The sequence below is a fragment of the Bradyrhizobium oropedii genome, from assembly GCF_020889685.1.
GTDB classification, from domain to species: domain Bacteria; phylum Pseudomonadota; class Alphaproteobacteria; order Rhizobiales; family Xanthobacteraceae; genus Bradyrhizobium; species Bradyrhizobium oropedii.
Genome location: NZ_JACMYO010000207.1, coordinates 1 through 13,775, shown reverse-complemented (window position 1 = coordinate 13,775; position 13,775 = coordinate 1). Strand labels below are relative to the sequence as shown.

At 64.1% G+C, this 13,775-nt stretch carries 11 protein-coding genes and 1 pseudogene; 9 read left to right on the top strand and 3 right to left on the bottom strand.

The genetic code is table 11. The annotated features are described in order from the left end of the window. Window positions 1-167 precede the first annotated feature (167 nt). The 3 genes from H8A95_RS36440 to H8A95_RS36430 all read right to left on the bottom strand — a co-directional run bounded on the left by H8A95_RS36440 (window position 168) and on the right by H8A95_RS36430 (window position 2,793). Window positions 168-719: a hypothetical protein gene (locus tag H8A95_RS36440; protein WP_229187476.1), complete on the bottom strand. Its 552-nt coding sequence runs from the start codon at window positions 717-719 to the stop codon at window positions 168-170. A 103-nt stretch (window positions 720-822) separates the two neighbouring features. Next, on the bottom strand, window positions 823-1,275 hold the full coding sequence (locus H8A95_RS36435) for a DNA polymerase III subunit chi (protein ID WP_229187475.1): 453 nt from the start codon (window positions 1,273-1,275) through the stop codon (window positions 823-825). A 15-nt stretch (window positions 1,276-1,290) separates the two neighbouring features. Beyond that, window positions 1,291-2,793: a leucyl aminopeptidase gene (locus tag H8A95_RS36430; protein ID WP_229187474.1), complete on the bottom strand. Its 1,503-nt coding sequence runs from the start codon at window positions 2,791-2,793 to the stop codon at window positions 1,291-1,293. Window positions 2,794-3,162: 369 nt separating this feature from the next. Between H8A95_RS36430 and lptF the strand changes: the two genes are divergently transcribed. From lptF to H8A95_RS36385, 9 genes and pseudogenes are all read left to right on the top strand, one after another. After that, window positions 3,163-4,329 (top strand): LPS export ABC transporter permease LptF, encoded by a 1,167-nt coding sequence (gene lptF, locus H8A95_RS36425; protein WP_229187473.1) that lies wholly within the window; start codon window positions 3,163-3,165, stop codon window positions 4,327-4,329. Further along, entirely contained in the window at window positions 4,326-5,423 is a 1,098-nt protein-coding gene (gene lptG, locus H8A95_RS36420; RefSeq protein ID WP_229187472.1) for an LPS export ABC transporter permease LptG, read from the top strand. The genes lptF and lptG overlap by 4 nt, the downstream gene beginning before the upstream one ends. Window positions 5,424-5,500: 77 nt before the next feature. Further along, a complete protein-coding gene (locus tag H8A95_RS36415; RefSeq protein WP_229187471.1) occupies window positions 5,501-7,918 on the top strand; it encodes an LPS-assembly protein LptD in 2,418 nt (805 codons plus the stop codon). A 73-nt stretch (window positions 7,919-7,991) separates the two neighbouring features. Continuing rightward, window positions 7,992-8,939, top strand: a complete 948-nt coding sequence (locus H8A95_RS36410) for a SurA N-terminal domain-containing protein (RefSeq protein WP_229187470.1) — start codon at window positions 7,992-7,994, stop codon at window positions 8,937-8,939. Window positions 8,940-8,956: 17 nt separating this feature from the next. Next, the gene (gene pdxA / locus H8A95_RS36405; protein WP_229187469.1) at window positions 8,957-9,958 is read left to right on the top strand and encodes a 4-hydroxythreonine-4-phosphate dehydrogenase PdxA; all 1,002 of its coding nucleotides are present in this window, start codon (window positions 8,957-8,959) and stop codon (window positions 9,956-9,958) included. Continuing rightward, complete coding sequence (rsmA, locus tag H8A95_RS36400; RefSeq protein WP_229187468.1) at window positions 9,959-10,813, top strand: 16S rRNA (adenine(1518)-N(6)/adenine(1519)-N(6))-dimethyltransferase RsmA; 855 nt, start codon at window positions 9,959-9,961, stop codon at window positions 10,811-10,813. It abuts the gene before it with no gap. A 19-nt stretch (window positions 10,814-10,832) separates the two neighbouring features. Next, window positions 10,833-11,891, top strand: a complete 1,059-nt coding sequence (locus H8A95_RS36395; protein ID WP_229187467.1) for an alcohol dehydrogenase — start codon at window positions 10,833-10,835, stop codon at window positions 11,889-11,891. A 95-nt stretch (window positions 11,892-11,986) separates the two neighbouring features. Further along, complete coding sequence (locus tag H8A95_RS36390; RefSeq protein WP_229187466.1) at window positions 11,987-13,198, top strand: ABC transporter substrate-binding protein; 1,212 nt, start codon at window positions 11,987-11,989, stop codon at window positions 13,196-13,198. A 250-nt stretch (window positions 13,199-13,448) separates the two neighbouring features. Then, window positions 13,449-13,775 (top strand): annotated as a pseudogene (locus H8A95_RS36385) (hypothetical protein); the annotation flags it as partial.

The following is a 13,775-nucleotide window of genomic DNA, read 5'->3' as shown; positions in this document are numbered from 1 at the left end:
CCACTGATGGTCATTGTTGCGCAGTCGCGGAACGACGAGTCCCCTTCACCACATCCGCCGCAGAGTATGGGTCCCTGCTTTCGCAGGGACGACGTGTGGAGGGAATCGTGGGCTCTCATTCTTTCCGGTGTTATGCCCGCGCTTGCAGGCAACGTCCTGCCGCTACCCTAACCGTGCGCAGTCTTTTTCTTCTTCGGCTTCGCGGCCTTCGGCTCCGGCACAGGATCCGGACCACGCTCGACCGACGTCAGGCGTCCCGAGGTGAAGGTGTAGATACCTGCACGCGCGCCGCGCGACCAGGTCACGACCGCAACGCGCCCACCGCCCGGCCCGCTCGACAGGTTCACGCTGTCGGGGGCGCCGATGCCACGCACGACGTCGCATTCGGTGTGGCCGAGTGCGACGCTGCCGCCCATCGGCTGCGGCGGCGGGGCACCCGGAGCCTGCGCGTTCGCGTCCGTGGCGCCGGCCGGCGGTGCCATGCCCGGACAGCTTCCGTCGGCACTGACGAGATCGTCGTTGGTCACCGGTTTGTCCGGCGTCAGCGGCGGCGATTCGATCGAGATGTTGCGGATGAACACGCGCCCAGGGCGCGAGAACCAGTCCGCATCGCGCGAAAACACGTCGGATGCGCCCGAGCAGCCGGCAAGGCCCGGCGCAAGCACCAGCAACGCCAGCAGCGACTTCCGACTGAATGTTCCATCTCGCACGATCGACAAGGCTCCTGATCCCTCTACCTAAGGGCTTGTCCGAACATCACTTTGCGGCATGACCGTGACCCGCCCCCGGAAACGTCGAATTATCATTAATTAGTAGATATCGCTATTGGCGCCGCTGCCAACGTCCCCGCTCGTCGGTCTGCCAATAGGTGACCTCGAAGCCGCGCGCCTTGCACGCCGTCCAACTCTCCCTCGCCGACGCGACCGCATCGGGATCGTCGCCGTTGAACACGAGGACCACCCGCTCGTAGCTGTCGCAGTCGGCGGGCAGCGCTGCATTGTCGACCAGGAAGCGGACGTTGGCCCGGTTCGGATTGCCCTCCTCGATCGACAGGATGATCGGCTGATCCTGTGCGTCGGCCACGCGCGAGCTCGCGTGCGGCAGGAACGAATCGTCGGTGTAAGTCCACAAATGCGCGTCGAGCGTCTCGGCGCGCTCCTGCGACGTCGATTGCACGACCACGCGCCAGCCGCGCTCGAGTGACTTCTCGAGCAACGGCGGCAGCACGCTTTCCAGCGTCATGTTCTGCAAATGGTAGAACAGAACCTCGGTCATGCGTCGGCTGACACTTTACTTCTTGGCTTCGTAGTAATCGGAGACCAGCCGTTCGAGCAGCCGGACGCCGTAGCCTGAGCCCCAGCTCTGATTGATCTCGGTCTTCGGCGCGCCCATCGCGGTGCCGGCGATGTCGAGATGGGCCCACGGCGTGCCATCGACGAAACGCTGCAGGAACTGCGCCGCGGTGATCGAGCCGCCATTGCGCCCGCCGGTGTTCTTCATGTCGGCGAATTGCGAGTCGATCTGCTTGTCGTATTCCGGACCGAGCGGCATGCGCCACACTTTCTCGCCGGTCTCGAGGCCGACCTTGGCGAGGCGCTCGGCGAGTTCGTCATTGTTGGAGAACAGGCCGGCGTGATCGGTGCCGAGCGCGACCATGATCGCGCCGGTCAGCGTCGCCAGATCGACCATGAATTTCGGCTTGAACTTCTTGGCCACGTACCAGAGCACGTCGGCGAGCACGAGCCGCCCCTCGGCGTCGGTGTTGATGATTTCGATGGTCTGGCCGGACATCGAGGTGACGATGTCGCCGGGACGCTGCGCGTTGCCGTCGGGCATGTTCTCGACGAGTCCGATGGCGCCGATGGCGTTGACGCGGGCCTTGCGCGCGGCGAGCGCGTGCATCAGCCCGACCACGCAGGCCGCACCGCCCATGTCACCCTTCATATCCTCCATGCCGCCGGCCGACTTGATCGAAATACCGCCGGTGTCGAAGCAGACGCCCTTGCCGACAAAGGCTACCGGCGCCTCGCTCTTCTTGCCGCCGTTCCAGTGCATGATCACGGTACGACTTGGCCGCGCCGAGCCCTGTCCAACACCGAGCAGCGCGCCCATGCCGAGCTTGGTCATCGCCTTGACGTCGAGGACCTCGATGGTAACGCCGAGCTTGCGGAGCTGGCTTGCGCGGCGGGCGAACTCTTCGGGGTACAGCACGTTCGGCGGCTCGTTGACGAGCTCACGCGCCAGATTGACGCCGTCGACGATGGACGATTCGGGCGCGAACGCCTTCTTGGCAGCAGCGACGTCGTCGACGGCGATCGAGACGTCGGCCCGCACGGCGCCGTTCTCGCCGTCTTTCTTCTTGGTCTTGTAGCGATCGAACTTGTAGGCGCGCAGGCGAATGCCGGTGGCGATCGCGGCAGCCTGGCCGGCCCCCATCGCGGCATCGGGCAGTTCTGCAATGACAGTCATCGAACCGCTGCCGGCGTTCAGTTTGCCGGCCAGAACGCCGCCGAATTTGAGAAAATCCTTCTCCTTGAGGTCGGCCACCTTGCCGGTGCCGATCACGATCAGGCGGTCGACCTTGATTCCCTCCGGCGCCAGGATGTCGAGAGCTGCCCCACTCTTGCCCTTGAACTGGTTGGCGGCGGCGGCCCGCTTGACCGTCTCGGCGGCGGCTCCCAGCGCCTTCCTTGTGGCCGCTCCCAGCTTCAATTGCTCGTCGCAAAAGGCGACCAGGATGCCGCGAGCGGACGCGGAGAATGGGACAAAGCCGACCTTGACGGCGTCGGACATAGGAAAATCCTCCAGAACTCAGGGTGTTGCTCGGACCTGAGGCGGTCCTTCCGGCACTCGGCGTGAGCATTGGGATGGCGGTCCGGAACGCCCCGGACCGGGCTTGTCACACACTATGACCTGTCGGCTGCGCCGCTGCCAAGCGCCGGAGTGGCCGGAAGGCCACAAAAGCGATTAATTAACCATAAATTAAGCGCGCCTTGGCCCGGCCATTTTGTTGACGGATCAAAGGGATGGTACTGAGAGAGTGGACAGAGAGTGAGCCGGACGAGTCCGCGGCTCGACCATAGGGGAACCCGGGTTGACGGGATTGGTCGAAAGCCGCGCGTTTGGCTGCGTGCAGGGGGTCTCGGGGGTCGTGCGGTAGCGATGGGGTCGATCGACAAGTACATCTTTAAAACGACGCTGGCGTCGTTTGCGCTTGTCCTGGTCAGCCTCACCGGGGTGATCTGGATTACCCAGGCGTTGCGCGGCATCGACCTGATGACCAGCCAGGGTCAGACCATCCTGACATTCCTCGGCATCACCGGCCTGGTGATTCCGGCCCTGGTTCTGATCATCGCGCCGATTGCACTGATGATCGCGATCTCGCACACGCTGAACAAGCTCGCGACCGATTCCGAGATCATCGTGATGAACGCGGCCGGCTTCTCGCCGTTCCGGCTGTTCCGGCCATTCTTCTTCGCCACTTGCGTGGTGGCCGCACTGGTCGCCTTCATCGGCGCCTACCTGGCCCCCGACGGCATGCGCCGAATCAAGCAGTGGGATGCCGAGATCACCGCCGACGTCCTGACCAACATCCTGCAGCCCGGCCGCTTCGCCCAGCTCGACCAGAACCTGACGATTCGCATCCGCGAGCGCCTGCCCGGCGGCGTGCTCGGCGGCGTCTTCGTCGACGATCGCCGCGATCCGCAGGAGCGGGTCACCATCATCGCCGACCACGGCACCGTGCAGAAGACCGAGCGCGGTTCGTTCCTGGTGCTCTACGACGGCAATCTCCAACGCTTCGAGACCGGCAAGCGCGATCCGGCGCTGGTGGTGTTTCAGCGCTACGGCTTCGACATGTCGAAATTCTCGCAGGGCCGCGACGTCACCCTCGGGATTCGCGAGCGCTACCTCTGGGAGCTGATGTGGCCGGACGAGAACGATCAGACCTATCAGCAGCTGTCAGGCCAGTTCTTCGCCGAGTTGCATGATCGCTTCATGGCGCCGATCTATCCGTTCGCGTTCGCGGCCCTCACCTTTGCCTTCCTCGGCGCGCCGCGCACCACGCGCCAAAGCCGCAATTTCTCGATCGGCGGCTCGGTGTTCGCGGTGTTCGGCCTGCGCATGGTCGGATTCGCCTGCTCGGTGATGGCGGTGAAGACCCCGATCGCGGCGCTCGTGCAATATCTGATGCTGTTCGGCAGCATCGGCATCGGCATCTGGATGATCGTCGGCGGCGTGGTCGTCGAACCGCCGGCGGCGCTGATGGAAGCGATCAACCGGAACAACGAACGCATCGCGCGCCTCTTCCGGAGGCCGGCAACCGCATGAGCATGGTCACAAACACGCTCGGGCGTTATTTCGCCGGCCGCTTCGTGGTCGCGGCAGTGGGCGTGTTCGCGGGCATCTTCGTGCTGCTCGTGCTGGTCGACTACATCGAGATGGTGCGCAAGACGTCGGGCCTCATCGGGGCGTCCGCGATCACTGTCGCGGAAACCTCGCTATTCCGCGTGCCGCAACTGCTCGAGAAGCTGATGCCGTTCTGCGTGCTGATCGGCGCGATGACCTGCTATCTCGCTTTGTCGCGGCGGCTGGAGCTCGTCGTGGCGCGTGCCGCCGGCGTCTCGGCCTGGCAGTTCATCTCGCCGGCGCTGGCCAGTGCGATCGTGCTCGGCATCTTCGCGACCACGGCCTACAATCCGGTATCGGCCAATCTGCGCGAGCTCTCCAAGCGGATGGAGGCCGAGCTGTTCGGCTCCGCGCCGGGCGGCGGCATCCAGGACGCCTCGGGCTTCTGGCTCAACCAGATCAACGACGAAGGTCAGGCGATCATCAACGCCGCCCGCAGCGAACAGCAGGGCGTCCGGCTGACCGGCCTTACGGTGTTCCGATTCGATACGGCGTTGCAGTTCAAGGAGCGAATCGAAGCGCGCGAAGCGGCGCTCGAAGAGGGCCGCTGGGTCTTCCAGGGAGTACGCCGATACACCCTCGATAAGCCTCCGGTGGACCAGGACACCTTCTACCTGACCACCACCCTCACCCCGGCACAGGTGCGTAACAGCTTCTCTACCCCTGAAACTGTGTCCTTTTGGCAACTGCCGAACTACATCCGTTCGTCGGAGAGTTCAGGGTTCGCGACGGCCGGCTATCGGTTGCAGTATCACAAGCTCATCGCACAGCCGTTTTTGCTGGCTGCGATGGTGATGTTGGCGGCTTCTGTGAGCCTCCGCTTCTTTCGGATGGGCGGCGTGCAGAAGATGGTTTTGAGTGGCGTGGGCGCAGGCTTTCTGCTCTACGTGCTGTCGAAAGTAACTGAAGATTTGAGCAAGGCTGAGTTGATGCATCCCATCGCTGCGGCGTGGTTGCCCGTCGTCGTGGGTAGCCTCACCGGTTTCTTAGCCTTGCTGTACCAGGAGGACGGGTAGTGGCTAGTGTCGCCGCCCGCCAGTTGATGTCGCCTGCATTCGGGCGGCGCAGTGCCCTGCGCCGTCAACGGAGCCGCATGGCCGCGTTTGGCGTTTCTATCTCTGCTCTCCTCGCCGCGCTCGTCGTGGTCAGCGCGCTCGACGTTGTCGCGTCGACGCCGGCCGCCGCGCAGGCGTTCACCTACAATCCGCGCCCGCCGAAGCCGCCCCGCGCGCCGGCCAAGAATGACGGGCAGATGCTCGTTCAGGCGACCGAGGTCGATTACGACTACAACAACTCGCGCATCTCGGCCGTCGGCAACGTCCAGATGTTCTACAACGGCACCAGCGTCGAGGCCGACAAGGTCATCTACGACCAGAAGACCAAGCGTCTTCATGCCGAAGGCAACATCCGCATGACCGATGCGGAAGGCAAGATCACCTACGCCAACATCATGGATCTCAGCGACGACTACCGCGACGGTTTCGTCGATTCGCTGCGCGTCGATACCGAAGACCAGACCCGGATGGCGGCGACACGCGCCGATCGGTCGAGCGGCAATTACACGGTGTTCGACAATGGCGTTTATACCGCCTGCGCGCCCTGTAAGGATGATCCGAAGAAGCCGCCGCTCTGGCAGGTCAAGGGCGCGCGCATCATCCATAACCAGACCGAGAAGATGCTCTATTTCGAGAACGCCCAGCTCGAATTCTTCGGCGTTCCGTTGGCGTACCTGCCCTACTTCTCGACGCCCGATCCGACCGTGAAGCGGAAGAGCGGCTTCCTGATGCCGGGCTTCACCAGCTACACAGCGTTCGGCTACGGCGTCGAAATTCCCTATTATTGGGCGATCGCGCCTGACATGGACGCGACCTTCAGTCCGCGCATCACGTCTAAACAGGGTGTGCTGCTGCAGACCGAATTCCGCCAGCGCTTTGCGGACGGCTCCTATCAGATCCGGCTCTACGGCATCGACCAACTCGATCAGGGCGCCTTCAAGGGCCAGCCCGGTGATCGCGAGTTCCGCTGGGGCGTCGACACCAAGGGTCAGTTCGCGCTGAACGACAAATGGGTCTGGGGTTGGGACGGCGTCTTGCTGTCCGACTACTTCTTCATGTCCGACTACCGGCTCGCCCAGTACAAGGATCCGTTCGGATCGTTCCTGTCGCTGCCGACGGAAGCGATCTCGCAGCTCTATCTGACCGGCGTCGGCAACCGCAGCTTCTTCGACGCGCGCGCGATCTACTATCTCAGCTACTCGGGCAACCAGAATCAGGTCCCCGTGGTCGCGCCGGTCATCGACTACAACAACGTGATCAACAACAACATCCTGGGTGGCGAGTTCAGCTACAAGGTGAACTTCGTCAACCTGACCCGCGAAACCGCGGTGTTCGATCCGATCACGACGACCGCCAACACCAACAGCCTGTGCACGACCGCGTCCGCCGATCCGATGGCGCGGTTGCCCTCGCAGTGCCTGCTGCGCGGCATGCCGGGCACCTACACCAGGCTGACCGCCGAGGCGCAGTGGCGCAAGTCCTACACCGACCCGCTCGGCCAGATCTGGACGCCGTTCGCCAGCGTCCGCGCCGATGCGATCAACGCCGACATCTCGAACCAGCCGGGCGTTTCCAACTTCCTGCCGGTCGGCGATACCCAGACGGTCCGCCTGATGCCGACCGTCGGCCTCGAATACCGCTATCCGTTCATCAATGTGCAGCCGTGGGGCACGACCACCGTCGAGCCGATCGCGCAGGTCATCATCCGGCCCAACGAACCCAATGCCGGCAAGCTTCCGAACGAGGACGCACAGAGCCTGGTGTTCGACACCAGCAACCTGTTCGCGGTCGACAAGTTCTCCGGCTACGACCGTGTCGAAGGCGGCAGCCGCGCCAATGTCGGTGTGCAGGCCACCACGCAGTTCGACCACGGTGGCAGCATCAAGGGAATGTTCGGACAGTCCTACCAGATGTTCGGGATGAACTCGTTCGCGGTCGCCGACGTCACCAACACCGGCATCGACTCCGGCTTGCAGAACCCGCGCTCGGACTATGTCGCGAGCCTCGCCTATTCGCCCAACCGCACCTACACCTTCAGCGTCCGGTCGCGGATGGATGAGGCGACCTGGAACATCAACCGGTTCGAAGCCACGGCGGCCGCGAATTTCGACCGCTGGTCGATCGCGGTGACGTATGGCGACTATGCGGCGCAGCCGGAACTCGGGTATTTGACGCGCCGCGAGGGCATCCTCACCAGCGGATCGGTCAAGGTGGCCTCGAACTGGGTGGTTCAGGGTGCGGCGCGCTGGGACCTTGAAGCGAACAAGATCAACCAGTATGCCGTCGGCGCAGGCTATGTGGACGACTGCTTCGTGCTGGCTGCCAACTACATCACCTCCTATACCTATCAGGCCGGTTCGCAGCCGCCCGTCCTCAGCCACGCGTTCATGTTCCAGATCGGGCTGCGGACGATCGCCCAAACCTCCACGACCAGCAGTTCGGCTGGCGTGCAGTAAAGAGCGAGGGCTTGTATTGCCCGCGGGCCTGTGGCCCCGGCTTGAATTGGTTTAAACGGCTGACATGACAATAATGACGACCGCTAGCCCGCCAAGGCGCCGCCATTCGCTAGTGTTGAGTTCCCTGCTGGCTCTTTTCCTCGTGTTGGGGAGCGGTGCGCGGCTGCATGCCCAGACCATCGCCGTGATGGTCAATGGCGAACCCATCACCAATTTCGACATCGAGCAGCGCGCGAAGCTGAATGCCCTGACCGGCGGCAAGGCCCCCGATCGGAAGGTCATCCTACAGGATCTGATCGACGAGAAGCTGAAGATCAAGGAAGCCAAGAAATTTGGCGTGGATCCGACCGCCAACGATATCGATCAGTCCTTTGGCGGCATGGCGCAGCGGATGCGGCTTTCGGGCGACCAACTGACCAAGGTGCTGGAGGGCAAGGGCATCCGCCCGGAAACGCTCAAGCAACGCATCAGGGCCGACATGGTCTGGACCAGCCTCGTCCGTGGTCGTTTCAAGGAAAGCCTGCAAGTCGGAGAAAAGGACGTGGCGACCGCGGTCAAGGAAACCGGTGACGCCCCCGACGCCGAAGCCTTCGAATACAGGATGCAGCCGGTCGTTCTGATCGTGCCCCGCGGCGCTCCGCAGTCGGAATTCGAGGGCCGCCGCAAGGAAGCCGACTCGCTGCGCGAGCGCGTGACCAGTTGCGAGGAGGCCAACTCCTCCTTCAAGGCGATGCGCAACGCAGCGATCCGCGAAATCGTCGTGAAGACATCGGCCGACCTGCCGCAGTCGCTGCGCGACATCCTGGACAAGACCCCGGTCGGCCACCTCACCCCTCCCGAGGTCACCAAGCAGGGCATCGAAATGGTCGCGCTCTGCGGCAGGAAGGCAACCACCGTGGACACGCCGAAGAAGCGTGAGATGCGGGACAAGATGTACGTGCAGAAGTACGAGGCGAAGTCGAAAACCTACCTGCAGGAAGTCCGAAAAGCCGCGATGATCGAATATCCAGGCGGGCGATGATCGACTATCGTTGACGCATGGCTCAACCTCTCGCACTGACCTCCGGCGAGCCCGCAGGCATCGGCCCCGATATCACGCTCGCAGCATGGCTGCGGCGCCGCGAACTCGATCTCCCGCCGTTCTATCTGCTCGGCGACCGCACGTCCCTTGCCGAACGCGCCAGGACGCTCGGCCTTGCCGTCGAGTTAGCCGAGGTCAGCGCCGAGGAGGCCGCCGCGGCGTTTGCACGCGCCCTCCCCGTCGTTCCAACCGGCAAGGCGGCGACGGCGCAACCGGGCAAGCCCGACGGGACGAGCGCAGAGGCGGCGCTGGCGTCGATCCGTCAGGCCGTCGCCGATGTCGCATCGGGCAAGGCCAGCGCCGTCGTCACCAATCCGATCGCCAAGAACGTGCTGTACCGCGCCGGCTTCCGTCATCCCGGTCACACCGAATTCCTCGCCGAGCTTGCCGCCCGCGGCGGCCACGCGCCGCAGCCGGTGATGATGCTGTGGTCGCCGGCACTCGCCGTCGTTCCAGTGACGATCCATGTGTCGGTCCGCCAGGCATTGGCGCAATTGACGACCGACCTGATCGTGTCGACCGCGCGGATCGTGGTTGCGGACATGAAGGCGCGGTTCGGCATGGCGGCACCGCGGCTCGCCATCGCCGGCCTCAACCCGCATGCCGGCGAAGACGGTACGCTCGGCATGGAAGACGTCGAGATCGTCGCGCCCGCGGTCGAGATCCTGCGCCGCGAAGGCATCGTTGCCCGGGGCCCGCTGCCGGCCGACACCATGTTCCACGCTGCCGCGCGCAAGACCTATGATTGCGCGCTCTGCATGTATCACGACCAGGCCCTGATCCCGATCAAGACCGTCGCGTTCGAGGACGCCGTCAACGTCACGCTGGGACTGCCGTTCATCCGGACCTCGCCCGATCACGGCACCGCGTTCGACATCGCCGGCACCGGCAAGGCCAATCCCTCGAGCCTGATCGCCGCGCTCCGGCTCGCCGCGCGCATGGCCGCGGCATCAAGCTAAGTGAGCGCGATCGACGATCTGCCGCCGCTGCGCGACATCATCCGCGAGCACTCGCTGTCGGCACGCAAATCGCTCGGCCAGAATTTTCTGCTCGATCTCAATCTCACCGCACGCATCGCCCGCGCCGCGGGTCCGCTGGAAGATTCCACCGTGATCGAGGTCGGGCCCGGCCCCGGCGGACTGACGCGTGCATTGCTGGCGCTCGGCGCCAAGCGTGTGATCGCGATCGAGCGCGACGAGCGTGCGATCGACGCACTGGACTATGTCGTCAAGCGCTACCCCGGCCGCATCGAGATCGTGCATGGCGATGCGCAGAGCTTCGATCCACGTCCCTTGCTTGACGGCGGCAAGGCCAAGATCGTCGCCAACCTGCCCTACAACATCGCAACGCAGCTCCTGGTCGACTGGCTGTCGATCGAGCCGTGGCCGCCCTGGTACGACACCATGGTCCTGATGTTCCAGCGCGAGGTCGCCGAGCGCATCGTCGCCCATGAAGACGAGGAGGCGTATGGCCGGCTCGCGGTGCTCGCCAACTGGCGCGCCGAGACCAAAATCCTGTTCGACATCTCGCCCGCTGCGTTCGTGCCGCAGCCGAAGGTCACCTCCTCGGTGGTACGATTGATACCGCGCGCTGCGCCCGAGCCGTGCGACCGCCGCATGCTCGAGCAGGTCGCGGCTGCCGCCTTCGGCCAGCGCCGCAAGATGCTGCGCCAAAGCCTGAAATCGCTGTCGGTAGATCCGGCGCGGCTTGCTGCCGCAGCCGATGTCGACGCGACGCGACGCGCGGAAACCATTCCGGTCGCCGGCTTTGTTGCCATGGCGAGGGAATTGGCCGATATACGGTCCACAAAATAGAACAACAGGAGAAAACGTAATGGCGCGCATGGTTCGCCAATCCCTCGTCAAATTCGATGCACCGCTGTGCGAAACCATCGTCGACACGCCGAAGCCCCAGGGACGCGAAGTGCTCGTGCGCATCGAGCGCTGCGGCCTGTGCCATTCCGATCTCCACATCCAGGACGGTTACGCCGATCTCGGCGGCGGCAAGAAGCTCGACACCACCCGCGGCATGACCCTGCCCTTCACGCTCGGCCATGAGATCGCGGGTATCGTCGACGAGGTCGGCCCCGACGCGCCGAAGGATCTGGTCGGCACGAAGAAGGCGGTCTTCCCCTGGATCGGCTGCGGCCAGTGCCGCGACTGTCTCGCCGGCGACGAGAACCTCTGCGTCAAGCAGCGCTTCCTCGGCGTCTCGATCGACGGCGGCTTCGCCACCCATGTGCTTGTGCCCGACGCAAAATACCTGCTCGACTACGATCCGCTGCCGGTCAATCAAGCTGCCACGTTGATGTGCTCCGGCGTCACCGCCTACGGCGCGCTGAAGCGCCTGGTCGATCGTCCGCGCCAGCGCAATCTCTTGCTGATCGGTCTCGGCGGCGTCGGCATGATGGGCCTGTCGTTCGCGCAGGCGATGTTCAAGCAGCCGATCACGGTTGCCGATCTCAGCCCCGCGGCACGCGAGACCGCACTGAGGAACGGCGCGGCGGCAGCCTACGACCCGGCGGAGCCCGATGTCGTCAAGCGCATGCTGAAGGAGAGCGACGGCGGCTTCGACGGCGTGGTCGACTTTGCCGGCAACGAAAAGTCGATGGCATTTGCGGTGTCGACGGTGGCACGCGGCGGCAAGATCGTGGTGTCCGGCCTGATGGGCGGCCAGTTCACGCTGCCGATGGTGCAGTGGGTCTACAAGCGCATGACAATCGAAGGCTTCATGGTGGGCACGCTCGCCGAGGGCCAGGAGTTGATGGCGCTCGCGCGGGCCGGCAAGATCAAGCCGACGCCGATGAAGGAAGAGCCGATGGCCGACGTCCAGAAATGGATCGAGGAGCTGCGCGCCGGCAAGGTCGTGGGACGCATCGTACTGAAGAACTAAAGCATGATCCGGAAAAGTGTGTAGCGGTTTTCCCTCATCGCGCTTTAGCCGACGTCCCGCCGACCTCGCCCGACCAAAAATGGGGGAGGACGCGAATGAGGAGGAGACGTTCGACGATCCAGGCATGGGCGGCGCTCGCGCTCGCCCTCGCCGTGACGCCGGCCCTTGCGCAAAAGCACTCCGGGCCCGGCGTCACCGACCGCGACATCAAGATCGGCACCACGACGCCCTATAGCGGTCCGGCATCGGCCTATTCGGCCGGCGCGATCTCGATCACCGCCTATTTCGCGATGATCAACGATCAGGGCGGCGTCAACGGCCGCAAGATCAACTTCGTCAGCCTCGACGATGCCTACAGCCCGCCCAAGACGGTCGAGCAGATCCGCCGCCTGATCGAGAGCGACGAGGTGCTGTTCCTCGTCAACCCGGTCGGCACGGCACCCAACATGGCGGTGGTGAAATACATCAACCAGAAGCGGGTGCCGCATCTCTTCGTCGGATCCGGCGCGACGATCTTCAACGATCCCGAGCATTATCCGTGGACGATGAGTTGGACGCCGCATTACGCGTCCGAAGGCGAGATTTACGCCAGGTACATCCTGTCGACGCTACCGGAGGCCAGGATCGGCATCCTCGCGCAGAACGACGATCTGGGCCGCGACTACATACTCGGCTTCAAGCGCGGGCTTGGCGACAAGGCTGCGACGATGATCGTGTCGCAGCAGGCCTACAACACCAGCGACCCCACCGTGGATTCGCAGATCGTGTCGCTGAAGGCCGCAGGCGCCAACGTGCTGTTCATCGCCGCGGTGCCGAAATTCGCAGCGCAAGCGATCCGCAAGGCCTACGATATCGACTGGCACCCGCAGGAATTCCTCTCCAGCGTCGGCTCCTCGATCGCTGGTGCCATCCGCCCCGCGGGCTTCCAGGCCGCCAAGGGCGTGATCTCCGCGGCCTATCAGAAAGACCCAGCCGATCCGCAGTGGAAGAACGATCCAGCCATGCAGGCCTGGAACGTCTGGATGGACAAGTACAACCCGCATGTCGACAAGAGCGACTACTACGCACCCTACGGCTACAACATCGGCTACGCGGTGGTGCAGATCCTCAAGCAGTGCGGTAACGACCTGACGCGCGAGAACGTCATGAAGCAGGCCTCCCATCTCGACATGGAGCTGCCGTTGCTGCTGCCCGGCATCCGCTTGCGGACCTCGCCGACCGACCTGCGGCCGATCAAGCAAATGCGTCTGGTCCGCTTCAACGGCGAGCGCTACGTGCTGTTCAGCGACGTGCTCGAAAGCAACTAACGTGCTTGGACGAACCGGCGTCGGCCGAACCTGTTGCTGGAACCTGGTGTCGTCGCGCGCTTTGGAATCCGGCGTGCCGCTGCGCAACCAGGCAGTCGGTTCCTCAGCCACGGGCTTGCCGCAATTGCGGCACGCCGCGAGCCTCAATTAAGCCCTACCCATTCCGGATTTGCGGCGCATTGCGACCCAACTCTTTACCGAGATTGGCATCACCAGCGTTTGCGTAAAAAAAGAAATACCGGGGACGTGTATGTCAAATCGTTCAGCGAAATTCGCTGCGGCGCTCGCCGCCAGCATGTTGGCCGGCGCCAACTTCGGCGCCGTGGCCCAGAACGCCGCCACTCCGGCGGCAACCAACACGGCCGATGCCAAGACGGCCGACACTTGCCAGCCGGCGCCGAAGGGAACCGCGCCAGCGGGAAGCCATTGGTTCTATCACCTCGACCGCAGCACCCAGAAGAAGTGCTGGTACCTCGGTGACGCCAAGAACAAGGTAGTTGCCAAGACCGCCGCTGCGCAGCAGCAGCAGCCGGCGGCCGCACCCGAGACGGCGACAGCCGACGCCACGCCGCCGCAG